The following is a 25,357-nucleotide window of genomic DNA, read 5'->3' on the forward strand; positions in this document are numbered from 1 at the left end:
CACCGTTCTGGGCACTGCCCTGACGGTGTCGGGCTGCTCSTCGCTTCTGCCTGCGGCCGGCCCGACGACGGGGGCGGTTGTGGAGGGGGCGGACGTGTCCACGAGCGAGGGGACGTTCGCCCGCTACGAGATCGTGGACCTGTCGGCGGCCACGATCGAGGCGCTGCGCGGGCGTGCGCTGGACAGCCTGCTGGCCTCCTTCGGGGACCGGCGCCCCTCCCTCGAGCCGGTGATCGGGGTGGGCGACTACGTGGCCGTCTCGGTCTGGGAGGCCGGCTCGGGCGGGTTGTTCTCCGGGCCCCTGGTGGCCGACCGCTTCTCGGCCGGCTCCAAGTCCGCCCTCATCCCCGAGCAGGTGGTGCCCCGCGACGGGGCCATCAGCGTGCCCTATGCCGGGCGCATCCAGGTGGCCGGGCGCCGGCCCCAGGACGTGCAGGCCCTSATCGAGACCGAGCTCGCCGGCAAGGCGATCCAGCCCCAGGTGCTGGTCTCGGTCACCAAGGCGGTGTCCCAGACGGTGACCGTCACCGGCGAGGTCGTGGCCGGGGCCCGGGTGCCGCTCTCGGGCAAGGGGGACCGCCTGCTCGACGTGGTCGCCACCGCCGGGGGCGTGCGCGCGCCGGTCAACGAGACCTTCGTGCGGCTCTCGCGRGGCCAGCAGACCGCCACGGTGCCGCTGACCACGGTGGTGTCGAACCCGGTCGAGAACATCTTCCTGCGCCCGGGCGACACCCTGACCCTGGTGCGCGATCCCCAGACCTTCCTGGCGGTGGGCGCGCTGGGCAACTCCACCGAGATCCCGTTCCAGGCCGAGGGCATCACCCTGGCCCAGGCGCTGGCCAAGGCGCGCGGCCTGTCCGACTTCCAGGCCGATCCCTCGGGCACCTTCATCTTCCGCTTCGAGCCGGCCGCGGTGGTGCGGCGCCTGAAGCCGGGCAGCCCCCTGCTGGGCACGCCCCTGGTGCCGGTGGTCTACCGGATCAACATGCGCGACCCCAACAGCCTGTTCCTGACCCAGGCCTTCCGCATGCGCAACCGCGACCTCGTCTACGTCTCCAACGCCCCCTTCACCGAGGTCCAGAAGGTCCTCTCCGTCTTCTCAACCGTCACCGCACCGGTCTCGGCGGCGGCATCGGTCTACAGCGTCTCGCGCTGACACGAAAAAGGGCGACGACGGCGACGACGAGNTTCCGCATGCGCAACCGCGACCTCGTCTACGTCTCCAACGCCCCCTTCACCGAGGTCCAGAAGGTCCTCTCCGTCTTCTCAACCGTCACCGCACCGGTCACCGCCGGCGCCTCGGTCTACGCGACGGCCCGGTAAGGTGTGCGCCCCGATGCGGACGTGCCGCGTCTGCGACTCACGCCCGCGCCGAAGGTCCCCCTTGCGTTCTGGCGCGGCATCGCGCACGGGTCGCCCAGGCCCGAGCGATGCCGGGAGGCACCGGGCCGTGGACCCGGTGCACGCGCCGAACCTTGGCGGCTGGCCGATCCGCCTCTATCTGTAAGCGAGGTCGACCGAGGCGTGAGACGGGGCGGGATGAGGTTCAGACGCGCGGCCCGGCGCTTCGGGCGCGCCGGCGGCTTGGCTGGCAGCCTGGTCTTCGCCGCCGCGATCCTCGGCGCCGCACCGGCCCGGGCCGACGTGGTGATCGGCGTCGCCGTCCCGCGCTCGGGCGCCTACGTGGCCGTCGGCGAGCAGGTCCTGCGCGGGGTCCAGGCCGCGGCCCGCGATGCCAATGCCAAGGGCGGGCTCGACGGTCAGACCATCGTGCTCGACGTGCAGGACGATGCCTGCGATTCCAACAAGGCCGTGGCGGTGGCCAACCACTACGCGACCCAGGGCGTGCGGCTCGTGGTCGGCCACGTCTGCTCGAACGCATCGCTGGCGGCCTCCGAGGTCTACGCCGCCAACGGCACGGTGATGATCACCGCCGCCTCCGTGGCCGCCAAGCTCACCGATCGGGGTCTGCCGACGATCTTCCGGGTCTGCGGGCGCGACGACGATCAGGCCAAGCTCTCGGCCACCGTACTGGCCGAGCGATTCCGCGAGAAGAAGATCGCCATCCTCAACGACCTGACGCCGGGTTCGCGCAACCTCGCCGCCGCCACGAAGGAAAACCTCAACCGGATCGGCATCAACGAGGCCATCGCCACCGCCTTCGCGGCGGGCGATGCCGATGATGCGGCCCTCGCCGACCGGCTGAAGGAGGCCGGGATCGCGGTGGCGTATTACGGCGGGGACGCCCGCGAGATGGGCCGCCTCGTGCGGATCTCCGCGGAGCGTGGCTTCAAGCCGCAATGGTTCGGGACCTCGGCCATCGCCACCCAGGAATTCGCCACCATCGCCGGGCCGGCCAGCAACGGCGTGCTGATGACCTTCTACCTCGATCCCCGCCGCAAGCCGGAGGCCGCCGCCGTGGTCGCGGCCTTCAAGGCCGAGGGGGTCGAGCCCGAAGGATCGACGATCTACGGCTACGCCGCCCTCCAGGCCCTCGTGGCGGCCGGCAATTTCGCGCACACGGCGGACTCGAAGCGGATCGCCGCCACCCTGCACGCGGAGCGCTTCGATCTCGTGCTCGGCCCGGTGGGGTTCGACGGCAAGGGGGACGTCACCGCTCAGGGCTATGTCCTCTACGTCTGGAACGACGGCGCCTTCACGTACGCCAAGTAACGCGCGCCCGATCGGGCGCAGCCCCCCTGGGCTTGCGCGCCGTCCGGTCCGCCGGCGCGGGGCCTCCGCCCGTTTCGGGATCGTTTCCGGCCCTTCGCCGTTCGTGAACGGCGGACCTTCGGGCCGCGGGTCGGCCGCGACGCGCCGCAACAGGACGATTCGAGATCTCTCAGCGAGGCGTCATGCCCCCATCCTCCGCGCGCCCGACCACCGGGCGCCGTGCTCTCCTCTCCGCGGGCCTCGGTGGCGCGGCGACCCTCCTGGCGCGCCCCGCCCGGGCCGAGGCGACGCCGGATCTGCGCTGGCGACTGGCTTGCGCCTTCCCCAAGAACCTCGACATCCTGTTCGGCGCGACTGACCAGCTCGCCCGCATCGTCGCGGAGGCCACCGACGGCCGTTTCCAGATCCAGCCCTCGGGGCCCGGCGAGCCGGTGCCCGCCGAGGGCCTCCTCGATGCCGTGGCCGCCGGCACCGTCGAGATGGGCTACGGACCGGCGACCCTGGGGCTCGCCAAGGATCCGACCTTCACCCTGGCCACCGCCCTGCCCTTCGGCCTGAACGCGCGCGGCCAGAGCGCCTGGTGGCTCCAGGGAGGTGCCGCCGACCTGTTCGGGGAGATCTTCGCCAGGCACGGGCTCGTCGCCCTGCCGGCCGGCAATACCGGCGCGCAGATGGGCGGCTGGTTCCGTCGCGAGATCAAGGCGCAGGCGGACCTCCAGGGCCTGAAGATGCGGATCGGCGGCCTCGGCGGGCAGGTTCTGGCCAAGCTCGGGGTGGTGCCGCAGGCCACCCCGGGACCGGACCTCTACGCCGCCCTCGAGGCCAAGGCGATCGACGCCGCCGAGTGGATCGGCCCCTACGACGACGAGAAACTCGGGCTGCAGAAGGTGGCCCCGACCTATCACTACCCCGGCTTCTGGGAGGGCGCCTCGACGCTGCATCTCTGGATCCAGGCCGAGGCCTGGAAGGGACTGCCCAAGAGCTACCGGGCAGTCCTCCAGGCGGCCGCCGCCCAGGTTCATGCCGACGTGCAGGCCAAGTACGATGCGCGCAACCCCCGCGCCCTGCGCCGCCTCGTGGCGGCCGGTGCGCAGCTGCGTCCGTTCCCGCAGGAGGTGATGGAGCTGGCCCTGAAGGCCGCCAACGACGTCTATGCCGAGATCGGCGCCAAGAACGCCGACTTCAAGCGCATCCACGAGGCGATGAAGACCTTCCGGAACGAGGAATACCTCTGGTTCCAGGTGGCGGAGTACACCTACGACAACTTCATGATCCGGGCCCGTGCGCGTGGCTAGGACGGTCGGGACAGAAAAAAGGCCGCTCCGAAGAGCGGCCCGAAGTCTAGGGAGGAAACGCCCAAGGAGGGCAGCGGGACCGCGACGCCATCGCGGTCCCGCAACGCACAATCTGATCCTCCCACGCGGAATTGCAAGGCGGATAGGGCAGTATCCGTGTCGCTTTTCGTGCTCCGGAACACATTGCCCGATTTCTGTATCCAAAATGACGCACCTGAGACGACGCAAATTCTCATGACCCCGGGAGGGGGAAGACTCAAGTGAAGCGACATTTAAGGGCTGTTCGAATTCAGTTTTCGCACAGCCCTATGCCGCATTCTCCGGGGTCGATTCGGTCGGTGCGGCTCTTTCTGCCTGGGGCGTCGCGATGGGCGGCGGCCCGATCTTTCGTGACGAGCACAAGGAGGCGATGAGCGACGATGGCGATTCAAGCGGGACGGATTCGGATCCTGAAGGAGGCCGAGCCTCGGGCGGCGGGGCGCTACGTGCTCTACCTGCTGCAGCAGGCGAATCGGGCCCACGGGAATCCGGCGCTCGAGCTTGCGATCGAGGAGGCCAACCGGCTCGGCCTGCCGGTGCTCGCCGGCTTCGGGCTGCTCGACGGCAAGAACGGCTTTCCGGAAGCCAATGCCCGGCACTACGCCTTCCTGCTCCAGGGACTCGCCGATGCGGCGTCCGGTCTCGAGGCCCGTGGCATCGGCTTCTGCCTGCGCAAGGCCTCCCCCGCCCGGGTCGCCATCGATCTGGCCAGGGACGCCGCCCTCCTGGTCCTCGACCGGGGCTACCTCGCGATCCAGAAGCGCTGGTACGACGAGATCGTCGCGGCCGTCGACACAAGAATCGTGCAGGTGGAGGGGGACGTCGTGGTGCCGGTGGAGGTCACCTCGCCCAAGCACGAATACGCCGCCCGCACCCTGCGCCCGAAGCTGCACAAGCACCTCGACGACTACGTCGCGCCCCTGACCGCCCGGAGGGTGAAGCATCCGGCCGGGCGCGGCCTGCCGACATCGGAGGTCGACATCGCCGACCCGGCCAAGGTGCTGGCCGGCATGAGCCTCGACCGCGCGGTCGGACCGGTGCGGCGCTTCACCGGGGGGGAGACCGAGGCGCGCCGGCGCCTCAAGGCCTATCTCGCGGGCCCGTTCGCCGATTACGGCAGCGACCGCAACCGGCCGGAGGCCGGGGCGGCCTCCCACATGAGCCCCTACCTGCATTTCGGGCAGATCTCGCCGGTGGAGATCGTGCTGGCGGTTCGGGCCGCCAAGGCGGGCGGGGCCGAGGACAAGGCGTCCTACGTCGAGGAGGTCGTCATCCGCCGGGAACTGGCGATGAACCACGTCCACTACACGGACGGCTACGACCGCTACGAGCGCGCCGTTCCCGAATGGGCCCGCAAGGTCCTGGCCGAACATGCCGACGACGCCCGGCCGAAGACCTATACCGAGACCGAGCTCGCGGAGGGACGGACGCACGACGTCTACTGGAACGCCGCCCAGGCCGAGATGCGTGAGACCGGCTACATGCACAATCACCTGCGCATGTACTGGGGCAAGAAGATCCTCGAATGGTCGCCCACCCCCGAGGAGGGCTTCGCCCGCACGCTGCGGCTCAACAACCGCTACTTCCTCGACGGACGCGACCCGAACTCCTTCACCAACGTCGCCTGGGTCTACGGCCTGCACGACCGGCCCTGGGCCCGTCGCAAGATCTTCGGGACGGTGCGCTACCAGAGCGAGAATTCCCTGCGGAAATTCGACGCCAAGGCCTATCTCCGGACCGTCGAAGACCTCTGCCGGGCGGAGGCGGGGGACAAGGCCTAGGGCCCCGCGGGGTACGCGCCTTGCCTGAGCTCCTCCCGACCCCCCGCCCCTGACCCGCTCGCCCGAGCCCCGGATCGCATGCCCCGAACCCGTCCTGCCCAGGTGCTGCGCGTGAAGGTGCTGCGCGCCAAGGTCCGGTCCGGGGTGGCCCCGCGCATGCGGCGCCTGCGCGGGGCCACCCGCGACGCGTTCGGGCTGTGGCGCCACCGCCTCCTGTTCCTCGTCGGCGGCATCGGCGTCGGGCTCGCTGCCGTCCTGATGGCGGGGCTCGCCGATGCCGCCCAGGGCGCGTTCCGGCAGGTGCTCGGCGTCTCGCCCCTGGTGGCCCTCGCCCTGACGCCCTTCGGCTTCGCCCTCTGCGCCTGGCTCGCCCGCGAGGTCTTCCCGAACGCCCAGGGATCCGGCATCCCCCAGGTGATCGCGGCGCGCCAGACCGGCCATCTCGCCCTGCGCCGGGCCCTCGTCTCCCTCCGGGTCGCGGCGGGCAAGATCGTGGTGATGAGCCTCGGCCTGCTGTTCGGCGCTTCCACCGGGCGCGAGGGGCCGACGGTGCAGGTCGGGGCCGCGATCATGGCGGCCGCCGGCCACCTTACGCCGGAACGCGTGCCGGGGCTGATCCTCGCCGGCGGTGCGGCCGGGGTGGCGGCGGCCTTCAACACCCCGCTCGCCGGCATCGTGTTCGGGATCGAGGAACTCGGCCGGGCCTACGAGGCCCGCACCGGCGGACTGATCGTCGCCGCCATCGTGGCGGCCGGGCTCACCGCCATGGCGCTCACCGGCAACTACACCTATTTCGGCACGTCGAGCGCCACCCTGCCGTTCGGGCCGGGCTGGATCGCCGTGCCGGTGATCGGGGCGCTGGGGGGGCTGGCCGGCGGCGGGTTCGCCCGTATCGTGATCCTGTTCGCCCGCGGCCTGCCCGGGCGTCTCGGGGCCGCCATCGCCGCCCGTCCCGTCGCCTTCGCGGCGGCCTGCGGTCTCGGGGTTGCCCTGTGCGGCCTCGCCTCGGGCGGAACGATCTACGGCACCGGCTACGAGGAGGCGCGCGCCCTCCTGCACGGCACCGCGGCGTCCCATCCGGACTTCGCGCCCCTCAAGTTCGCCGCGTCGCTGCTCTCGGCGATCAGCGGCATTCCCGGCGGCCTGTTCGCGCCCTCCCTCAGCGTCGGGGCCGGCCTCGGCGCCGCCCTGCAGGGCTGGTTCTCCGGCGTGCCGGTGGCCGCCCTCGTGCTCCTCGGCATGGTCGCCTACCTGACGGGGGCCCTGCAGGCACCGATCACCGCCTTCGTCATCGTCACCGAGATGACCCAGGACCACGCCCTGATGATCCCCCTCATGGTGGCGGCGCTCATCGCCGACGCCGTCTCGAAGGCGGTCTGCCGCGAGGGGCTCTATCATGCCCTGGCGCACATCCTCCTGGAGCGTGCCGGAACCGAGGCCCGCCCGGCCGGGCCGGCGCCCCCCGGACACGCCGCGCAAAACAGCCGAGCTTGAGCGGAACGCTTGCGTCCCCAGGTGGTTATCGGTCGGTTCCGCGAGCTGGAGTGTTGCGCATGACCCTGTTGAAATGGGCCCTCATCTGTTTCGTGATCTCCCTCATCGCGGGCGGCCTCGGCTTCACCGGAATCGCTTCGGGCGCCGGCTCCCTGGCCCGGATCCTGTTCGGCCTGTTCTTGGTTGTGGCCATCGTCATCGTGGTCGTCGCCTTCGCCATCGGGCAGGCGGTGTTCTAGGGCGGCGTCCGTGGCCGGCCGGATCGCCCTCGTCACCGGCGCCACCTCCGGGATCGGCACCGAGACAGCGCTCGGGCTGGCCCGGGCGGGGTTCCGGGTCGGGCTCGTGGGCCGGGATGCCGGCCGCACCGGCCGCACGGCCGAGCAGATCCGTGGAGCGGTGCCGGGAGCCCGGGTCGACGGCTTCGTCGCCGACCTGTCGAGCCAAGCCGAGATCCGCCGCCTCGTCGCGGAGGTCCGGGCGCTCTATCCGCGCCTCGACGTGCTGGTGAACAACGCCGGGGCGATCTTCGACCGCTACGCCACCACGACGGATGGCATCGAGCGGACCTGGGCGCTGGATCACCTCGCCTATCTCCAGCTCAGCCTCGCCCTCCTCGATCACCTGAAGGCTGGTGCGCCGGCCCGCATCGTCAACGTGGCCTCGACGGCGCATCGGCGTGGTCGCATCGCCTTCGACGATATCGGCCATGCGCGGCGCTACAGCGCGATCGCCGCCTATTCCCAGGCCAAACTCGGCAACGTGCTGTTCAGTGCGGCCCTGGCACGGCGGCTCGCAGGCACCGGCGTCACCAGCAACGCTCTCCATCCCGGCGTCATCGCCAGCGGCTTCGCGTCGGAGACCGGCGGTTGGTTCGGCCTCGGCTGGCGTCTGATCCGCCCGTTCATGACGAAGCCCGCGGACGGCGCGGCGACCTCCCTGTACCTCGCCACCGCGCCCGCGGTCGAAGGCCGCACGGGTCTCTATTTCGACCGGTGCGCGCCGGTGGAGCCCTCGGCCCGAGGCCGGGACACGGCGCTTCAGGAACGAGTCTGGGCCTTCAGCCTGGCACAGCTCGGCCTGGCGGATCCGACCGGCAGCTGACGACAAAGGGCGCCCTCACTCCCGACGACAAGGTGTCTGAAATCGTTTTCATGCACTGGGCGCATGCCCGCTCCCTCACGGAAGCAATTGCATGGTGCGGTGCGAGATGGCATCTGATCGCCATGCACCGCGGCGATGGCGTCGCCGCGGTGTGCCCTTCTTGGGCGTTTCCTCCCTAGACTTCGGGCCGCTCCCTCACCGGGGCGGCCTTTTTTTCTGTCCAGTGGAAGGGCGTTCTATCCGCCCCGGGACGCGCCGACAAGCACAATTGTGCGCAATCGCACCTCGAGACGCAGACATTATTCTGCGCCGCTCCCGGGAGACGACGCAGGATCGTCCGCGTCAGGCGGCCGGGGCGTCCGCCAGGAAGGCGCCGGACAGGGCCTGGGCGATCAGCGCCCGCGTCTCGGCGACTCCGTAGAGGGCGATGAACGAGCCGAATCGCGGGCCGCGCGCCTCACCGAACAGCACGTTGTAGATCGTGGTGAACCAGGCCTGCGACACGCCGGGGCGCCCGTCCGGGCTCTTGGCCTTGCCGGACAGGTCCGGGAAGTGCCGGCGTCCGACCTCGTAGACCACCGCCTGCAGGCCCTCCGGATCGACGGAGCCCTCGTGCGCCGCGAGGGTCTGCGCGAGATCCTCCAGGGCCGCCCGCTCCGCCTCGGTGGCCGCCCGGTAGGTCTTGGCCGGGCGCACCAGGTCCCGGAAGTAGGCCAGCGCGTGGCCGACGAGGCGGGCGAGGACGGGGTGGGTCTCCGGCCCCACATCCGGGTCGTAGCGGCGGATGAAGCCCCACAGCACGGCCGAGTCCTCGGTGTTGGCCACCGCCGCGAGGTTGAGGAGCATGGCGAAGGTGAGGGCCCCCCCCTTGCCGACCGCCTCGGCCGCCGGCGGATGCCCGGCATGCAGGTGCCAGACCGGGTTGCCGAGCTTCTGGGCCGGCTCCTGGCCCGGGAACTTCTCCAGGAAGCTCAGATAGTCGTCGACCTGGCGCGGGATCATCTCGACGAACAGGCGCTTGGCCTCGCGCGGCTTGTTGTACATGAACAGCGCCAGGCTGTCGGCCGTGCCGTAGACGAGCCACTCGTCGATCGAGAGGCCGTTGCCCTTCGACTTCGAGATCTTCTTGCCGTCCTTGTCGAGGAAGAGTTCGTAGTTGAACCCCTCCGGCGGTTCGCCGCCCAACGCCCTGGCGATCTCGCCGGAGAGCTTGACGGAATCGATCAGGTCCTTGCCGGCCATCTCGTAGTCGATGCCGAGGGCCACCCACCGCATCGCCCAGTCGGGCTTCCACTGCAGCTTGGCGTGCCCGCCGGTCACCGGAGTCTCGTACCCCTCGCCGGTCTTGGGGTCGCGCCAGACCAGGGTCCCGGCCGAGACCCGGACCTCGTCGATGGCCACCTGCATCACCTCCCCCGTCACCGGGTGGATGGGCAGGAACGGCGAGTAGCTCGCGGAGCGCTCGGCCCGCAGCGACGGCAGCATGATCGCCATCACGGCGTCGTAGCGCTCCAGCACCGTGAGGAGGGCCGTGTCGAACACGCCCGAACGGTAGCATTCGGTCGCCGAGCGGAACTCGTAGTCGAAGCCGAAGGCGTCGAGGAAGCGGCGCAACTCGGCGTTGTTGTGCGCGCCGAAGCTGTCATGGGTGCCGAACGGGTCCGGGACGCGGGTCAGGGGCTGGTTCAGGGCACCGATCAGCAGGGGCTTGTTCGGCACGTTGTCCGGCACCTTCCGCAGGCCGTCCATGTCGTCCGAGAAGGCGATCAGCCGGGTCGGCACGCTGTCGTTGGTGAGGACCCGGAAGGCGTGGCGCACCATCGAGGTCCGCGCGACCTCACCGAAGGTGCCGATATGCGGCAGGCCCGAGGGTCCGTAGCCGGTCTCGAAGAGGACTTCCGATTTCGGGCGGCGTTCCAGCCGCGCCACGAGCTTGCGCGCCTCCTCGAAGGGCCAGGCCGCGGCGGTGGCGGCCGCCGCGATGAGATCGGGGTCGGAGGGAAGCGGGGACGGCATGGGGACAGCGTCAGTTCTGCAAGGATGGGGAAACGGGAGATCGCGAAGGCCGGCACCGTAGGGAGGGCGACCCGGAGGGTCAACGCGGATCGATCGACCGGCATCCGGCCTTGGAAACGCGGTCGAAACCGTGTGCGGTCTGACGGCGCTCCACTGGATTCCAATCCCGAGCGTCTCATGCCGCGCCCGTGTCCCCTCGGGCTTGCCGTGATGTCGCACCTGACGCCCTCCCCCCTCCCGGCCGGAGCTGCGTCGACGCGAACCTCGATGCCGGCAGCGGCATTCCGACGGACTCGAGACGGGCACCCGACGGCGGGCGCTGACGGCCGCGATGGCGACAGGATCCCGCAGGTCCTGCGCCTTCGTTCCCGCCGGGCCGCGCAACGGCAGTGGCGGGCGCAGCGGCCGATGCACCGGCCGCGGGTCTGACGTGTTCCCGGCGCCGTCCGGCTTCACACCATCGCCGCGGGTGTCTGCGAGACACCGTCCCGTTCCGTTGCCCGGCCCCGTCCGGCGCACCCGAAAGGCTCCATGTCGGTCCGCTCCATGCCCGCGCGCTCCATGTCTCCCCGTTCCCTGTCCGCACGCTCCGTCCCGGCGAGATCGAAGATCACGCGGGCCGCACCCGCCGCGCTTCGCGTGATCGCGCGGGCGGCCCGCCCCGCCGAGACGCGCGCCACCCGGCTCCTGTTCCTCATCGTCGGCTTCGGCGTCGCGGCCTGGGCGCCCCTGGTGCCCCTCGTGAAGGCGCGAGCGAGCCTCGATGACGGTACGCTGGGCCTGCTCCTCCTCTGCCTCGGCATCGGCTCCCTGGCCACCATGCCGGTGGCGGGCGCCCTGGCGGGTCGCTTCGGCACCCGCCCCGTGCTGGCGGTCGCCGTGTTCGTCACCGGAACGGCCCTGATGGTGCTCTCCCGCGCCGCCGGCCTGCCCGTCCTCGCCGCCGCCCTCACCGGCCTCGGCATCGGCCTCGGCCTGCTCGACTGCCTCATGAACCTTCAGGCGGTGGCGGTGGAGCGCCGGGCGGAGCGCCCGATGATGTCGGGCTTCCACGGCCTCTACAGCCTCGGCTGCATCCTGGGGGCCGCCGGCTTCAGCGCGCTCCTGAGCCTCGGCCTGACGCCGGCGGCCGCGACCCTGGGGGTGGTCGCCGGCATCGCGGCCGCCTTCCTCGTAGCCCTGCCCGGCATCCTGCCGGCGGTGGCGGAGGGTCCCGGCGGCCCGGCCTTCGCCCTGCCGCGCGGCCCCGTGCTCGGCATCGGGCTCCTGTGCTTCGTGGTCTTCCTCACGGAGGGCTCGGCCCTCGACTGGAGCGGCGTCTTCCTGATCCAGGAACGCGGCCTCGATCCGGCCCGGGCCGGCCTCGGCTACGCGGCCTTCTCGCTGACCATGACGGTGGGCCGGCTCACCGGCGACGCCCTCGTGCGCCGGGTCGGACGCCGCCGCATCGTCGTCCTGGGCGCGCTCCTCGCCGCCGCCGGGCTCGGCCTCGCGACGGCGGTGCCGCTCTGGCCGGCGACACTCCTCGGCTACGCCCTGGTGGGGGCGGGCTGCGCCAACATCGTGCCGGTGCTGTTCACCGCCGCCGGCCGGCTGGAGACCGTGCCCGCCGTCCTCGCGATCCCGGCCGTGACCACGCTGGGCTATGCCGGGGTGCTGGCCGGCCCCGCCGCGATCGGGCTCCTCGCCCATGCCACCAGCCTGACCCTGGCCTTCCTCGCGGTGGCCGCCCTCCTGCTCGCGGTCGCGGCCGGTGCCGGGCGCCTGCACCTCTGAGGGGCGATCACCCGGGGACGGGTTCGGCCAGGGGGGCCGGCCAGGAGAAGCGGACGTTGCCGTCGCGCAGGCCGGCGAGCACGACCTCGATGCCGCCCGACCGGATCATCCAATCGAGGCGATGGTCGCGGTATTCGCGGCGGCGTCCGCCGGAGATGTAGAGGTCGGCGGCCTCGGCCATCCGGGCGGCGGCCGCGTCGAACTCGGCGAAGGTCGCCGCCACCGCGGGGCGCGCGCTCACCCGGGCGTGCCAGCGGGCGAGCGGGGTCCCCGGCGCCGGCCCGAGGCCGTAATGCACCGAGCGGTTGACCATCGGGGCCGCCGCCGCGTCGGCCCAGCCGAAGCCCGCACCGCCGAACCACGCGGCTGCGCCCAGGCGCTCCGACAGCCAGCCCTGGAGCACCGCCGTCTGCGCCGCCGCCTGGGCGCGCAGGTGCGCGGCGAGGTCTCCGGTGGCCCGGCGGAACCACAGCACCTCGCCGAACCCCCAGTTCACCGCCTCGTACTGGGTGTCGCAGACCTCCTCGGTGAGCCGTGCGAAGGCCCGCGCCGCGGGCTCGGCCGGCAGCAGGGGCGGCTCCGGCCAGCGCTCCTCGACGTATTCGAGGATCACCGTGGATTCGAACAGCGTCACGTCCCCGTCGAGGAGCACCGGCACCTCGGTGCGGGGATTGGCGGCCGCGAAGGGCCCCGCGTCCCGTCCCGTGCCGAAGCTCTCGGGAAGCTCCGCCGTGAACGGCACGCCCTTCTCGCGCAGCGCGATCTTGATCTTCTGGGCGTAGGACGAGAGCGGGTGCTCGTAGAGCAGCATGGTGGAAGGCTCCTCGGTGCGCGGGATGCGGCCCGCCTCAACGCCCGGTCGCCTCGGGCAGAGGGCCGGGCTGCGGGATCGGCGCGCCGGTTCCTAGAACGGGCTCACCGGGAAGAACCGCAGGTACAGCTCGGCGTATTTCCCCTCGTCCCAGAGGCGCTGGAGCGCGTCGTCGAGCGCCCGCGACAGGGCCGGGTCGTCGGAGCGGGTGACGAGGCCGATGCCCTCGCCGAAGTAGCGGTTCTCGAGGTAGTCGCCGCCCGTGAAGGCGCAGCAGCCCGCGGCCTCGACGCCGCCGATCCAGAGGGCGAGGTTGAGGCCGTCGGCGAAGACGTAGTCGACCTCGCCCCGGCGCAGGGCGCCCTCGGCGGTGGCGAGGTCGGTGAAGTCCTTGGCGGCGGCCTTGGGGAAGAACGCCTTCAGATAGGCCGCGTGGGCGGTGCCGCCGACCACGCCGACGCTCCGATCCGCCAGGGCGGTCGCCGAGGGGGCGGGGAGGCCCTTGTCGGTGCGGGCGGCGAAGCGGGCCGGCCAGCGGAAATAGGGTCGCGTGGCGAGGAAGCGGGCGCGCAGGGCCGGCGTCAGGGGGATCGCCGCGGCGACCACGTCCCCCTGCCGTTCGGCCAGGGCGTCGAGGAGGGTGTCGAAGCGCCGGGCCTGAACCGTGCAGGTCATGGCCAGGCGCTCGCAGACCGCGCGGGCGAGCTCCACCACGAAGCCGGTGGGCGTGCCGTCGGGGCCGGCGAAGTGCAGGGGCGGGAAGTCGTCGTCGGTGAGGAAGCGGACCGTGCGCGCGCTCGGCTGGGTTTCCATGCGCTCCTGGCGGGCGCGCGGGTTCCAGAAGTTGGGGATCGTCACGCCCTCGGCACGGGCCGCCGGAGCGGAGCCGAGGCCGTACACGGCCGCCGCCAGTGCACAAGCCGCCGCCCGGCCCCGACGCCGCCTTGCCTTTCGGCCGGCAAACGCGGAAGTTGCAATCGTGGCGCGTGGGTTGCGCGTGGAAACGGACTGGCTCACGGCCCTCCCCTAGCACATCCACGGGCCGCCGGGAGGTCGCGCACGGTGTCGCTTCGCGGTTTCAGCACCCCCGACGGCCGGACCGCGCCCCTGCTGTCTGACCCCTTGCCGCCCGAACCCCTGCCGCCCGAGATCGCGTTCCTCGCGCGCCAGGGCTTCGATGCGGGCCGCCTGGCGCGGGCCGCCGCTCTGGCGCGGACCTGCGGCACCGATGCCGCCGCGGCCCTGATTCACGCCGACCTGATCACCGAGGAGGCCTATTACCGCGGCCTCGCAGCCGCCCTCGGCGTCCCGTTCCTGGCCGGCGACCTGCGCCTCGGCGAGGGCACCCGCTATCCCGACAGCCTCGTGGCCGGGGTCGCGCCCCTGATGGCCCCGGGTCCCGCCACGGTCCGCGCCCCGCGCGGGGCCGCCATCGCTGCGCTGCTGCGGACGGGTACGCGCGCGGCAATCACCACGCCGCGGGCCCTGCAGGCGGCGGCGTTCGCCGCCAACCCGGTGGGCATCGCGGCCGCCGCCGCCGATACGCTCCAGCGCCACCGGCCCGACTGGGCGCTGGGGGCGGACACGCAGGGGCCGCACCTCGCCATCGCGGGCCTTGTCCTCGGGGCCGTCGGCATCGCCGCGGCGTTCCTCCCCGCCCCCGTGCTGGTCGGCGCCTGGACCCTGATGCAGCTCGGCTTCCTCGTCATGGTCACGGTCCGCATCGCCGCCGTCAGCGTCGAGGCGGACCGGCCGCCCGAGGCGGCGCTGCCGGACACTGCCCTGCCGGTCTACACGGTGCTGGTGGCGCTGCACCGCGAGGCTCCGGTCGTGCCACGGCTCGTGGCGGCCCTGTCGCGCTTCGACTACCCGGCGGCCAAGCTCGACATCAAGCTGGTGATCGAGGCCGACGACCGCGAGACCGACGCGGCCCTGGCGACGGCGGCGCTTCCGGCCCGGTTCGAGATCGTCCGGGTGCCGGCGGGCCTGCCCCGGACCAAGCCGCGCGCCCTCAACGCCGCCCTGCCCCTGGCCCGCGGGGCCTGCCTCGTGGTCTACGACGCCGAGGACGTGCCCGACCCGGGTCAGCTCCGCGCGGCGGCCACCCGCTTCGCCCGCGCCTCCCGCATCACGGCCTGCCTCCAGGGCCGCCTCGTCATCGACAACATGGACGACGGACGCCTGACGCGCTGCTTCGCCATCGAGTACGCCGCCCTCTTCGACGTCCTGATCCCGGCCCTCGCCTCCTGGCGCGTGCCGATTCCCCTCGGGGGCACCTCGACGCATTTTCGCACCGGCGTCCTGCGCGAACTCCACGGCTGGGACGCGTGGAACGTCACCGAGGATGCCGACCTCGGCATCCGCCTGGCGCGGGCGGGCTACCGCGTGGGCGACCTGCGCAGCGACACCCTGGAGGAGGCGCCGCGCGCGGTCCGGCCCTGGCTGCACCAGCGTACCCGCTGGATGAAGGGATTCCTGCAGACCAGCCTCACCCACGCCCGCGCCCCCCGCCGGACGCTTCGGCAGCTGGGCCCCCTCGGCACCCTCTGCGCCGTCGCCCTGGTGCCCGGGACGGTGATCTCCGCCCTCGCCTACCCGTTCCTGATGGGCCGGGCGGCCTACGACTTCGCGGCCTTCGCGTGGAACGGGTCCCCGGCCCAGGGCGGGTTCTGGGCGAACCTCCCCACCGGCGCCTCCGTCACCCTGTTCGTCGCCGGATTGCTCGCCATGCTGCTGCCTGCGGCCCTCGGCTGCGTCCGGCGCGGCTGGTTCGACCTCCTGACCACCGTGCCGGGGATGCCGGTCTACTTCCTGCTCATCAGCCTCGCCGCCTGGTCGGGGCTGTACGAGCTCGTCCGCGCACCGAACCGCTGGAACAAGACCGAGCACGGCCTCGCCCGCACCTCCCGCACCGGCGCGCTGCGCCCGCAGTGAGGGCGGTCCGGCTCAGCCGAGCTCCAGCGCCGCGAGGGTGTCGGCCACCCGCCGGCGCGCCTCCCCCTCCAGCGGCAGGATCGGCCGCGGCGGCGCCGCGCGGCAGAGGCCGAGAAGATCGGCGCAGGCATAGATCACCCGCAGGCTCGAATAGGTCCGGAACAGGTCCCAGAGCGGCGCGAGCCGGGCGTTCAGGCGCTGCGCCTCGGCGGTGTCGCCGGCCTCGACGGCCCTGACGATCGCCAGGGCGGGCCGCGGGAACAGCCCGGCGACGACGCTGTACCAGGCCTCGCCCCCCGCCAGCAGGGCCGCGAGCGCGTTCCAGTCGCCGCTGTAGCCAAGGGAGAACCCGGCCGGCACCACCGCGCGCAGCGCGCCGAGATGCTCCGCCGCCCCGCCCGGCTCCGGCGCCGGGCTCTTGATCGCGACGATGCCCGGAACCCGGGCGAGGCGGCCGACGAGGGCCGGGGTGAACCGGAAATGGGTGGTGCCCGGATTGTCGTAGAGGCAGAGCGGCAGGCCGGATTCCCGCGCCACCGTCTCGCAATGCACGAAGACCTCATCCTCGGTGAGCGGCGTGTAGGACATCGCCGCCAGGAGCCCGCCCTCGGCCCCGGCGCCCTTGGCGTCCTGGGCCATCCGCACCGCCTCGTCGGTGCGCAGGGCGCCGACCCCGACGAGGACCGGCACGCGGCCCGCCACCGCCGCGACGGCGGCCTCCACGGCCCGGCGGCGCTGGTGGCGCGCCAGGAACGGATAGGTGCCGGTACTGCCCAGCAGGCCGATCGAGCCGACCCCGGCCGCGACCAGGGGCTGCAGGAGAGCCTGCAAGGCGCCGAGGTCCACCTGGCCGTCGGCGTTCGAGGGTGTGATCGGGAAGGCCGACAGGACGGTCATGGTCGCTCCGGGGCGGACGCTTCGGGGAGGCACCGGCCCCCGCCGTCGTCAGGGCCGACGGCCCGGCGCCCCGCGGCGCCACGCGATCCTGACAGCCTCGTGCCTACAGCACCTGCGTACCTAAAGCATCTTGGCGAGCTCGGCCGCCGCCTCCTGGGGCGGGCGGGCGAGATTGAGCGCGTTGAGGAAGCGGTTCTGGCCGTTCATCACGTAGACCAGGGCGGTGTGCTCCATCGTGTAGTCGCCGTCCTTGGTCGGCACCTTGCGGACATAGGCCCGGTAGGCCTTCACCGCCGCGCTCACCTCCTCCGGCGAGCCGGTCAGGCCGACGATGCGCGGGTCGAAGCTCGCCAGGTAGGTCTTCAGGGCCGCGGGCGTGTCGCGCTCGGGATCGACGGCGATGAACAGGGCGCGCACGTCCTGGCCCTTCGGTCCGAGGGCCTGGAGCACGTCGCCGATCTGCTGCAGCGTGGTCGGGCACACGTCGGGGCAGTGGGTGAAGCCGAAGAACACGAGATGCGTCCGGCCCGCATAATCGCGCTCGGTGACGCGCTGCCCGTCCTGGTTGGTCAGGAGGAAGGGGCCGCCGACACTGCTCGTCCCGCCCTCCTGGGTCTTGGGCGCCAGCACCACGAAGGCCGCGACGCAGAGCCCCACGAGGCCGATCGCGAAGGCGAGGAGGGGCAGGAGCGTGCGACGCATGGGAACGGCCTTGCGATCCAGGGATGTGGCGGCTTCAGACCACAGGCGCCGCCTCCGGGCAATCCACCAAACCGTCGCCACCAAACCGTCGCCACCAAACGTCGCCCGGCTGGTCCTGCCTCAGATGGCGAGCTTGTCCGGCTCGATCGCGGCGATCGCCGCCTCGGCGTCCCCGCGGCGCAGGGCGTCGCCCACCATGAGAAGCGCCGGACCGTCGAGGCCGGCGGCCTCGACCCGGGTCGCGAGATCCTGGGCCGTGCCCTCCACCACCTGCTGGTTTGGGCGGGTGGCGTTGAAGACGAGAAGGGCCGGAGTCGCGGGGGCGAGGCCCTCGGCGATCGCCCGCTCCAGCAGCACCCCGAGGGTCTTCTTGGGCATGTAGACCACGGTGGTGACGCTCGGATCGGCCAGCGCGCCCCAGTTCAGGTCCTCGGGCAGGGCCCCGCGCCGGTCGTGACCGGTGACGTATTGCAGCCGTCGCGCCGCGTCGCGGTGGGTCAGCGAGACGCAGAGCGAGGCCGCCGCCCCTTGCGCCGCGGAGACACCCGGCACCACGCTGACGAGAATGCCGGCGGCCCGGCAGGCATCGATCTCCTCGCCGGCCCGGCCGAACACCAGGGGGTCTCCGGATTTCAGGCGCACCACCTGCTTGCCGGACTTGGCGAGCTGCACCATCAGCGCGTTGATGTCGTCCTGCCGGCAGGACGGGCCGTGCCCGGTCTTGCCCACCAGCATGGTGCGGGCCTCGCGGCGGGCATAGTCGAGGATCTCCGGCGCCACGAGATCGTCGTACAGGATGACGTCGGCGTTGCGCAAAGCGCGCAGGGCCTTGAGGGTGAGGAGCTCGGCGTCCCCCGGGCCGGCGCCGACGAGGGTCACGGCCCCGCCCTTCGGCGCGGCCTCGGTCTGCCCCAGGAGCTCGGCGAGGTCCCGGTCCGTCGGCACCCGGTCGGGCTCCGCGAAGGCCCGATCCGTGAAACGCTCCCAGAAGGCGCGGCGGTCCGAGAAGCCGTGGAAGCGGCTCGTGACCTCCTCGCGCCAGTCGCGGGCGGCGCCGATCCAGGCCTTGAACCCGCGCGGCAGCATGCCCTCGATCCGGGCCCGCACGGTCTGGCCGAAGACCGGGGCGGCGCCCTCTGTCGAGATGCCCACCACCATGGGCGAGCGGTTGACGATGGCGCCGAACTTCACGTCGCAGAGATGCGGCCGGTCGACCGCGTTGACGATGGCGCCGGTCGCCCGGGCGGCGGCCACGAAGGCGATACAGTCGTCCTCGTCCTCCATGGCGCCGATGCAGAAGGCGGACCCCGCAAGGTCGTCGGCGTGCCACTGGCGCTCGTGCAGGGTGACGGAGCCCGCGACGATCTCGCCCGGCACCGCGCGCAGCTCGTCGCTGGGCTCGGGCGCATAGACGTCTACGTGGGCCCCGGCGGCGGCGAGCAGCTTCACCTTCCAGGGCGCACCGCCATTGGAGCCGGCCAGCACCGCGCGTTTGCCCTGCAGCGGCACGAAGACCGGCAGGACGGCCAAGGGCTCCAGGCCGGCCGGGGCTCCGCCGCGCGTTGATTCGGTGCCGGCGGGCCGGGTTTCACGGGGGATGCGGGGCGTGCTCATGAGGCTCGGAGATGGGTGTCGATTCGGCCGAAAGTGAGCCTATGCGGCGTTGCGCGCAAGCGCCTCGGGCAGCATCTTGCGGATCTCGGGGATGCACGAGCCGCAATTCGTGCCGGCCTTGCAGGCGGCGCCCACCGCCTCGACGGTGCCGGCCCCCGCGGCGATGGCCCCCGTGATGACGTCGAGGCCGACCCCGTGGCAGGCACAGACGGTGGGACCGGCCGAGGCCGTCTCGGCGCGGCCCGTCAGGAGGGCGCGTCGGGCCGCGGGCGCGGGCTCCGGGTCCGCGAACAGCGCCTTGGCCTCGTCCCAGCCCGGGCGGGCCTCGGCGGGGCCCAGCGCCAGGCAGGCGACGAGGCGGCCGGCCTCGTAGACGGCGCAGCGGTAGCGTCCGCGGGCGTGGTCGGCGTATTCGGCGAGCTCGTGGCCCTGGAACAGGCCGCGCATCATCAGCGCCACGGCGCGGGAGCTCTCCTGCGTGGCGAATTGCAGCCCCGAGCCGCCGGCGATCGTGGCCCGCGCCCACCACCAGCCCCCCGGCAGGGTGTGCTCGCCGCGGGTCAGCAGGAAGCCCCGGTTGCGATAGGGCACCGGCGCGAGGCCGACCGGGGTCGCCTTCAGCTCGGGCTGGCCCGAGACCGGATCGGGCACGCCGCGCACCAGGGCGCCGACGCGTGCATCCGAGGCGGTGGCGGCGCTCCAGTGGAAGGCGGCGAACAGGTCGCCCCGCCGCACCGCGTCGGTGACCATCGTCTCCAGGGTCGCGCTGCCGTGCGGCGTGCTGAGGCGGGCGAGGTCCCCGTCCTTCAGACCGAGGGCGGCGGCATCGTCCGGGTGGATCTCCACGAAGGGCACCGCGCGGTGGGCCGAGAGGCGCGGGCTCTTTCCCGTCCGCGTCATCGTGTGCCAGTGGTCGCGGACCCGGCCGGTGTTGAGGACGAGGGGATAGGCCTCGCTCACGCCTTCGGCGAGCGTCGGGGTCTGCACGGCCACGAAGCGGGCGCGCTTGTCGAAGGTGTAGAACTGGCCGTCGGCGAAGAGCCGGGCGCGCGCCTTGCCGCGCTTCGGCAGCGGCCATTGCAGCGGGGCGGTCGTGGCGTAGGCCGCGTCGGCCAGGTCGCTGACGGCTCCGAGGTCGAAGTCGCGGGTGCCGTTGTTCTCGAAGGCCGAGAGGCCGGCGTGCTCCCGGAAGATCGCGGCGGTGCCCGAATAGGCGAAAGCCTCGCCGTGGCCGAGGCGCTTGGCGACGTCGCAGATGATCTGCCAGTCGGCCCGGGCCTCGCCGGGCGGTGTCAGGAAGCTGCGCTGGCGCGAGATCCGGCGCTCGGAATTCGTCACCGTGCCGTCCTTCTCGCCCCAGGCCAGGGCCGGGAGCAGCACGGTCCGGCGTCCCGTCGCCCGGGCGCTGTCGCTGTCGGCCACCGCCTCCGAGACGACGTAGAGGTCGAGGGCCTTCAGGCTCGCGCGGATGCGGTCGGCGCGGGGCATCGACACGATCGGGTTGGTGCCCATCACCCAGAGGGCCTTGATCTTGCCGCGCTCGATCGCCTCGAACAGGGCGACCGCCTTCATGCCCTCGCCCGTGATGATGTTGGGCGCCGACCAGAAGCGGCGGACCCGGTCCACCTCCTCGGGGGTGAAGTGCATGTGGGCGGCCAGCATGTTGGCCAGGCCCCCGACCTCGCGCCCGCCCATGGCGTTGGGCTGGCCGGTGAGGGAGAACGGCCCCGCGCCGGGCAGGCCGATGCGGCCGGTGGCGAGGTGGCAGTTGATGATCGCGTTGCCCTTGTCGGTGCCCTGCGCCGACTGGTTCACCCCCTGCGAGAAGGCGGTGACGACGCGCTTCGTCCGCGCGAAGAGCTCGAAGAACCGGGCCACGTCGGCTTCCGACAGGCCCGTGGCGGCGGCGGTGGCGGGAATCGTCGGCGCGATGGCGCGCGCCCGCTCCAGGGCGCCGTCGAAGCCGCTCGTGTGGTCGAGGACGAAACGGTAGTCCAGGGAGCCGGTGCTGGCGAGGTGCACCAGCAGGCCGGAGAACAGGGCCGTGTCGGTGCCGGCCTTCAGGCCGAGGAAGAGGTCGGCCTCCGCGCCGGTCTGGGTGCGGCGGGGGTCGATCACCACCAGCTTGGTGCCGCGTTTCGCCCGCGCGTCGATCATGCGGCGGAACAGGATCGGGTGGCACCAGGCGGTGTTCGAGCCCACCAGGACGATGAGGTCGGCCTCCTCCAGGTCCTCGTAGCAGCCCGGCACGGTGTCCGAGCCGAAGGCGCGCCGGTGGGCGGCCACCGCGCTCGACATGCACAGGCGCGAGTTGGTGTCGACGTGCGGGGTGCCGAGGAAGCCCTTCGCGAGCTTGTTGGCGACGTAGTAGTCCTCGGTCAGCAACTGGCCCGAGAGGTAGAACGCGATCGCGTCCGGCCCGTGCTCTTCGGCGATCCGGCGCAGGGACCCCGCCACGGTGCCGAGCGCCGATTCCCAGCTCGCCCGGACGCCGTCCACCTGCGGGTGAAGCAGGCGGTTGTCGAGGGAGAGCGTCTCGCCCAGCGCCGAGCCCTTGGAGCAGAGCCGGCCGAAGTTGGCCGGGTGCGCGGTGTCGCCGGCGATGCCCGCGCCGCCCTGCCCGTCCGGCGTGGCGACCACCCCGCAGCCGACGCCGCAATAGGGGCAGGTGGTCTTGACGGAGGCAGGCGGTGCCTGGACGTGCGCGGTCATGGCGGAATCCTCGGCGGAGAGCGGGGTCGTGGCGTGGAGCAAGGGTCGGGGGGCGCGGGGCGGGGCCTCGTCCACCCCCTCCGCGGCCGTCCTCCCGCGAGGGGGAGGGGCTGCGCCTCAGTACACGTCGGCCTGGTAGCGGCCGGTCTTCTTGAGGTGGGCGAGGTAGGCCACGGCCTCGTCGGGGTTCTTGCCCCCGAACTGGCCGGCGACGTCGATGATCGCCCGCTCCACGTCCTTGGCCATGCGCTTGGCGTCGCCGCAGACGTAGAAATGCGCGCCGCCCTCGAGCCAGGTCCACAGCTCCGCGCCGGTCTCGCGCATGCGGTCCTGGACGTAGGTCTTCTCGGTCCCGTCGCGGGACCAGGCCAGCGACAGGCGGGTGAGCACCTTGCGGTCCTTCAGGGCGTTGAGCTCGTCCCTGTAGAAGAAGTCCGAGGCTTGGCGCTGGTGGCCGTAGAACAGCCAGTTGCGCCCCGGCGCTGCCGTCGCGTCGCGCTCGCGCAGGAAGGCGCGGAACGGCGCGATGCCGGTGCCGGGCCCGACCATGATGACGTCCTTCGAGAGATCCTCCGGCAGGGCGAAGCCGTGCGCCTTCTGCAGGTAGACCTTGACCCGCATGCCCTCGGGGATGCGCTCGCCGAGATGGGTCGAGGCCACGCCGAGGCGCAGGCGCGAGCGGTGGCTGTAGCGCACCGCGTCGACGGTGAGCGAGACCCGGCCCGGATCGGCCTTCGGCGAGGACGAAATCGAGTAGAGCCGCGGCTGCAGCTCGTCCAGCGCCTCCAGGAACACCTCCGCGTCGGGGCGCGCGCCGGGGAACTTGTGGAGGGCGCCCAGCACGTCGAGATGGGCGGCGTCGCCGTCCGGGTCCTCGCCGGCGGCCAGCGCCTGCGCCTTCCGGCGGGCCTCGCCCGCGGTGAGCAGCGAGAGGAGCTGGTAGAGCCCGTCCGGCGCGCCGCCCAGGGCGTAGTCGGTCAGCAGCCGGTCGCGCAGGGTCTTGGCCCCGATCCGGCGCTCGGGCCGGGCGCCGAGCTCGGCGATCACCGCGTCGACCAGGGCCGGGGCGTTGGCGGGGAACAGACCGAGGGAATCGCCGACCACGTAGTCGATCGGCGTACCGGTGAGGTCGATCTCGACGTGCCAGGTCTCCTTCTCGCCCCCCGGTGCGTTGAGGCGGGTGCGCGAGACGAAGGTCGCCTCCACGGGGTTCTCCCGGCAGTAGCCGAGGGGGCCGAGCGCGGGAGCGGCCTTGGGGGCGGCGTCCTCGGACGTCTTCGGCGCGCCGCCGCCGCCGGCCCCGAACTCCTCCTCGAGCTTCTTCAGCATCCGGAGCGTGTCCTTGCCGCCGGGCTGGCACAGGTTCAGGCGCTCCTCGTTCTTGAGGAAGATCGCGTTGGCGTAGTCGGCGCAGTTGTAGCCGCACTGGCCGCAATCCTGCTGCGCCATGGCGGCCATCAGCTTCTGCGGCTCGGGCCGTTCCTTCGCCATCGCCATCCGCTCGGGCAGCGGCAGCGAGGGATCGTGCCAGGGCGCGTCGTCGTTGTCCGCGAGTTGTTGCGCGCCGCCGGGCGCTTCGCCGGGTGCGAGGGCCGTGGCGCCCTCCACCGCGGGGCCGAGCAGGGCGGCGAAGTAGCCCGAGAGCCAGGCGCGCTGGTCCGGGTCGAACGGGGCGGTCTCGGGGATGAGGACCAGGGGGGGCGTGACGTGCTCGCTCATGCGGCGGCCTTCAGGACGGGTTGCTCTTCGGCGATGTGGCGCAGCGACTCGGGGCCGGTGCGGGCGGTGAAGGCCTGGAAGCTCTCCTCCGGGCCGATGCGCCGGGCGAGGTAGCTGCGCAGCAGCGCCTCGATGCGGGCCGGGCAATCCTCGGCCCGCACGGCCTTCCAGATCTCGGTGCCGATCTTCGGGCTGTCGCCGAAGCCGCCGCCGACCACGATGTCGTAGCCCTCGACCGTGTCGCCCTCCTCCGAGACCACGACCTTGGCGCCGATGAGCCCGATGTCGCCGATGTAGTGCTGGGCGCAGGAGTGGTGGCAGCCGGTGAGGTGGACGTTCACCGGAACGTCGAGCTCCGTCAGGTTCGCCTCGATGTGGTCGGCGATGACGAGGGCGTGGCCCTTGGTGTCGGAGGCGGCGAACTTGCAGCCGCGGTTACCCGTGCAGGCGACGAGGCCGGCGCGGATGCTCGACGCTTCGGTGGTGAGGCCGAGGGCCGCCACGCGGGCGCGGACCTCCGCCACCCTGGCGTCGGGCACGCCGGAAAACAGGAAATTCTGCCAGACGGTCATGCGGATGGCGCCGTCGCCGCACTGGGACGCGATCGCCGCCAGGGCGCGCATCTGGTCGGTGGTCATCTTGCCGACGGGCAGGATCACGCCGACCCAGTTCAGGCCGTCCTGGACCTGCCTGTGGACGCCCACGTGGGCGAAGCGGTCCATGGGCCCGCGCGAGGCGATGTGGGCCGGGTCGACCCGGTCGAGCGTGGTCCCCAGCACCGCCTCGACGGCGGCGAGGTACTTGTCGAAGCCCCAGGCGTCGAGGACGTACTTCATCCGGCTCTTGTTGCGGTTGGTGCGGTCGCCGTTCTGGATGAAGACGCGCAGGATGGCGTCGGCGACCTTGTTGCAATCCTCCGGCCTCAGCACGACGCCGGTGTCGCGGGCGAGGTCCCGGTGGCCCGAGATGCCGCCCAGCACGAGGCGCATCCACACGCCCGGGGCGACGCTCGCGCCCTCCAGCACCCGCACCGCCTGGAAGCCGATGTCGTTGGTCTCCTCCAGCACCGGCATCACGCCGCCGCCGTCGAAGGCGACGTTGAACTTGCGCGGCAGGCCGAACAGCGAGCGGTCGTTGAGGATGTGGTTGTGCCAGGACTTGGCGAGCGGCCGCGTGTCGAGGAGTTCCTGCGCATCGATGCCGGCCACCGGCGAGCCGGTGACGTTGCGGATATTGTCGGCGCCGGCGCCCCGGGCGGTCAACCCGAGGTCGATCAGCCCGTCGAGGAAGGGCTGGCCGTGCTCGGGGGCGATCTCGCGGACCTGCAGGTTGGCCCGGGTGGTGACGTGGGCATAGCCGCCCCCATGCGCGTCGGCCAGATCCGCGATGCCGGCGAACTGCCAGTGGTGCAGGATGCCGTTGGGGATGCGCAGCCGGCACATGTAGGAATTCTGGGCCGGGGCTACCCAGAACAGCCCGTGGTAGCGCCAGCGGAAGTTGTCCTCGGGCTTCGGAGCCTTGCCCGTCTGCGCCTCGGCGATGAGGCGGTTGTGGCCGTCGAAGGGGTTCTCGGCACGCTTCCACTTCTCCTGCTCGCAGAGCTTGCCGCCGGCCTTCACCGTGGCGTCCTGCGCCCTGATGTGGATCGCGTCGGGGCCGGTGGGCTCGGCCGGGGCGGCGGCGGCGCCCGGCGCGAGCGCCAGGCCGCCGGTCATCCGGGCGGCACTGATGCCGGAGGCGAAGCCTTCGAGATAGCGCTTCTGCTCGGCGTTGAATGCATCGGCCATGGG

18 protein-coding genes and 1 pseudogene are annotated in these 25,357 nt (G+C 72.4%); 10 read left to right on the forward strand and 9 right to left on the reverse strand.

The genetic code is table 11. The features are described from left to right. The first annotated feature begins 7 nt into the window (after nt 1–7). The 8 genes and pseudogenes from ASG51_RS17415 to ASG51_RS17445 all read left to right on the forward strand — a co-directional run bounded on the left by ASG51_RS17415 (nt 8) and on the right by ASG51_RS17445 (nt 8,386). Nucleotides 8–1,156 carry a polysaccharide biosynthesis/export family protein gene (locus ASG51_RS17415; RefSeq protein ID WP_082514110.1) on the forward strand — a complete coding sequence of 383 codons (1,149 nt, stop codon included), beginning with the start codon at nt 8–10 and terminating at the stop codon, nt 1,154–1,156. 32 nt (nt 1,157–1,188) lie between these two features. Beyond that, a pseudogene (locus ASG51_RS25195) lies at nt 1,189–1,323 on the forward strand (sugar transporter); the annotation flags it as partial. A gap of 216 nt (nt 1,324–1,539) precedes the next feature. Then, the gene (locus ASG51_RS17420; protein WP_082514087.1) at nt 1,540–2,673 is read left to right on the forward strand and encodes a branched-chain amino acid ABC transporter substrate-binding protein; all 1,134 of its coding nucleotides are present in this window, start codon (nt 1,540–1,542) and stop codon (nt 2,671–2,673) included. 182 nt (nt 2,674–2,855) lie between these two features. Continuing rightward, the gene (locus tag ASG51_RS17425) at nt 2,856–3,968 is read left to right on the forward strand and encodes a TRAP transporter substrate-binding protein (protein WP_056382144.1); all 1,113 of its coding nucleotides are present in this window, start codon (nt 2,856–2,858) and stop codon (nt 3,966–3,968) included. A gap of 419 nt (nt 3,969–4,387) precedes the next feature. Further along, nucleotides 4,388–5,788 carry a deoxyribodipyrimidine photo-lyase gene (locus tag ASG51_RS17430; RefSeq protein ID WP_056271981.1) on the forward strand — a complete coding sequence of 467 codons (1,401 nt, stop codon included), beginning with the start codon at nt 4,388–4,390 and terminating at the stop codon, nt 5,786–5,788. A gap of 156 nt (nt 5,789–5,944) precedes the next feature. Then, on the forward strand, nt 5,945–7,282 hold the full coding sequence (locus ASG51_RS17435; protein ID WP_056213635.1) for a chloride channel protein: 1,338 nt from the start codon (nt 5,945–5,947) through the stop codon (nt 7,280–7,282). Between the two features lie 59 nt (nt 7,283–7,341). After that, the gene (locus ASG51_RS17440) at nt 7,342–7,521 is read left to right on the forward strand and encodes a DUF1328 domain-containing protein (protein WP_056213599.1); all 180 of its coding nucleotides are present in this window, start codon (nt 7,342–7,344) and stop codon (nt 7,519–7,521) included. A gap of 10 nt (nt 7,522–7,531) precedes the next feature. After that, entirely contained in the window at nt 7,532–8,386 is an 855-nt protein-coding gene (locus ASG51_RS17445) for an SDR family oxidoreductase (protein ID WP_056382146.1), read from the forward strand. Nucleotides 8,387–8,728: 342 nt separating this feature from the next. Here the strand turns inward: ASG51_RS17445 and ASG51_RS17450 are convergent, their stop codons facing one another. Then, the gene (locus ASG51_RS17450; RefSeq protein WP_056382149.1) at nt 8,729–10,402 is read right to left on the reverse strand and encodes a lysine--tRNA ligase; all 1,674 of its coding nucleotides are present in this window, start codon (nt 10,400–10,402) and stop codon (nt 8,729–8,731) included. A gap of 561 nt (nt 10,403–10,963) precedes the next feature. On the opposite strand from ASG51_RS17450, the gene ASG51_RS17455 reads away from it, so the two are divergent. Then, entirely contained in the window at nt 10,964–12,178 is a 1,215-nt protein-coding gene (locus tag ASG51_RS17455; RefSeq protein WP_156389776.1) for an MFS transporter, read from the forward strand. Between the two features lie 7 nt (nt 12,179–12,185). Here the strand turns inward: ASG51_RS17455 and ASG51_RS17460 are convergent, their stop codons facing one another. Both ASG51_RS17460 and ASG51_RS17465 read right to left on the reverse strand, forming a co-directional pair. Next, nucleotides 12,186–12,989 carry a glutathione S-transferase family protein gene (locus tag ASG51_RS17460; protein WP_056382155.1) on the reverse strand — a complete coding sequence of 268 codons (804 nt, stop codon included), beginning with the start codon at nt 12,987–12,989 and terminating at the stop codon, nt 12,186–12,188. Between the two features lie 93 nt (nt 12,990–13,082). After that, nucleotides 13,083–13,901, reverse strand: a complete 819-nt coding sequence (locus ASG51_RS17465) for a transporter substrate-binding domain-containing protein (protein WP_056272134.1) — start codon at nt 13,899–13,901, stop codon at nt 13,083–13,085. A gap of 150 nt (nt 13,902–14,051) precedes the next feature. Between ASG51_RS17465 and ASG51_RS17470 the strand changes: the two genes are divergently transcribed. After that, complete coding sequence (locus tag ASG51_RS17470; protein WP_244480182.1) at nt 14,052–15,923, forward strand: glycosyltransferase family 2 protein; 1,872 nt, start codon at nt 14,052–14,054, stop codon at nt 15,921–15,923. A gap of 12 nt (nt 15,924–15,935) precedes the next feature. Here the strand turns inward: ASG51_RS17470 and ASG51_RS17475 are convergent, their stop codons facing one another. The 6 genes from ASG51_RS17475 to ASG51_RS17500 form a co-directional block, all read right to left on the reverse strand. After that, nucleotides 15,936–16,820, reverse strand: a complete 885-nt coding sequence (locus tag ASG51_RS17475) for a dihydrodipicolinate synthase family protein (protein WP_056382157.1) — start codon at nt 16,818–16,820, stop codon at nt 15,936–15,938. A 120-nt stretch (nt 16,821–16,940) separates the two neighbouring features. Then, the gene (locus ASG51_RS17480) at nt 16,941–17,522 is read right to left on the reverse strand and encodes an SCO family protein (protein ID WP_056382160.1); all 582 of its coding nucleotides are present in this window, start codon (nt 17,520–17,522) and stop codon (nt 16,941–16,943) included. A gap of 120 nt (nt 17,523–17,642) precedes the next feature. Next, nucleotides 17,643–19,136, reverse strand: a complete 1,494-nt coding sequence (gene cysG / locus ASG51_RS17485) for a siroheme synthase CysG (protein ID WP_056382161.1) — start codon at nt 19,134–19,136, stop codon at nt 17,643–17,645. Nucleotides 19,137–19,175: 39 nt separating this feature from the next. Further along, nucleotides 19,176–21,848: a nitrate reductase gene (locus ASG51_RS17490; RefSeq protein WP_056382360.1), complete on the reverse strand. Its 2,673-nt coding sequence runs from the start codon at nt 21,846–21,848 to the stop codon at nt 19,176–19,178. Nucleotides 21,849–21,965: 117 nt separating this feature from the next. Further along, on the reverse strand, nt 21,966–23,567 hold the full coding sequence (locus ASG51_RS17495; RefSeq protein WP_056382163.1) for a sulfite reductase subunit alpha: 1,602 nt from the start codon (nt 23,565–23,567) through the stop codon (nt 21,966–21,968). Next, the gene (locus tag ASG51_RS17500) at nt 23,564–25,354 is read right to left on the reverse strand and encodes a NirA family protein (RefSeq protein WP_056382165.1); all 1,791 of its coding nucleotides are present in this window, start codon (nt 25,352–25,354) and stop codon (nt 23,564–23,566) included. Before ASG51_RS17500 ends, ASG51_RS17495 begins: the two co-directional genes overlap by 4 nt. Nucleotides 25,355–25,357: the final 3 nt, after the last annotated feature.

The sequence above is a fragment of the Methylobacterium sp. Leaf465 genome (assembly GCF_001424705.1).
Classification (GTDB): Bacteria; Pseudomonadota; Alphaproteobacteria; order Rhizobiales; family Beijerinckiaceae; genus Methylobacterium.

Excerpts from the sequence above, each read along its gene's own strand:
- ASG51_RS17420 (WP_082514087.1), top strand. The coding sequence starts at position 1,540 with ATGAGGTTCAGACGCGCGGCCCGGCGCTTCGGGCGCGCCGGCGGCTTG.
- ASG51_RS17460 (WP_056382155.1), bottom strand. The coding sequence starts at position 12,989 with ATGCTGCTCTACGAGCACCCGCTCTCGTCCTACGCCCAGAAGATCAAG.
- ASG51_RS17480 (WP_056382160.1), bottom strand. The coding sequence starts at position 17,522 with ATGCGTCGCACGCTCCTGCCCCTCCTCGCCTTCGCGATCGGCCTCGTG.
- ASG51_RS17475 (WP_056382157.1), bottom strand. The coding sequence starts at position 16,820 with ATGACCGTCCTGTCGGCCTTCCCGATCACACCCTCGAACGCCGACGGC.
- ASG51_RS17500 (WP_056382165.1), bottom strand. The coding sequence starts at position 25,354 with ATGGCCGATGCATTCAACGCCGAGCAGAAGCGCTATCTCGAAGGCTTC.
- cysG (WP_056382161.1), bottom strand. The coding sequence starts at position 19,136 with ATGAGCACGCCCCGCATCCCCCGTGAAACCCGGCCCGCCGGCACCGAA.
- ASG51_RS17455 (WP_156389776.1), top strand. The coding sequence starts at position 10,964 with ATGTCTCCCCGTTCCCTGTCCGCACGCTCCGTCCCGGCGAGATCGAAG.
- ASG51_RS17495 (WP_056382163.1), bottom strand. The coding sequence starts at position 23,567 with ATGAGCGAGCACGTCACGCCCCCCCTGGTCCTCATCCCCGAGACCGCC.
- ASG51_RS17490 (WP_056382360.1), bottom strand. The coding sequence starts at position 21,848 with ATGACCGCGCACGTCCAGGCACCGCCTGCCTCCGTCAAGACCACCTGC.
- ASG51_RS17430 (WP_056271981.1), top strand. The coding sequence starts at position 4,388 with ATGGCGATTCAAGCGGGACGGATTCGGATCCTGAAGGAGGCCGAGCCT.
- ASG51_RS17440 (WP_056213599.1), top strand. The coding sequence starts at position 7,342 with ATGACCCTGTTGAAATGGGCCCTCATCTGTTTCGTGATCTCCCTCATC.
- ASG51_RS17425 (WP_056382144.1), top strand. The coding sequence starts at position 2,856 with ATGCCCCCATCCTCCGCGCGCCCGACCACCGGGCGCCGTGCTCTCCTC.
- ASG51_RS17450 (WP_056382149.1), bottom strand. The coding sequence starts at position 10,402 with ATGCCGTCCCCGCTTCCCTCCGACCCCGATCTCATCGCGGCGGCCGCC.
- ASG51_RS17435 (WP_056213635.1), top strand. The coding sequence starts at position 5,945 with ATGCGGCGCCTGCGCGGGGCCACCCGCGACGCGTTCGGGCTGTGGCGC.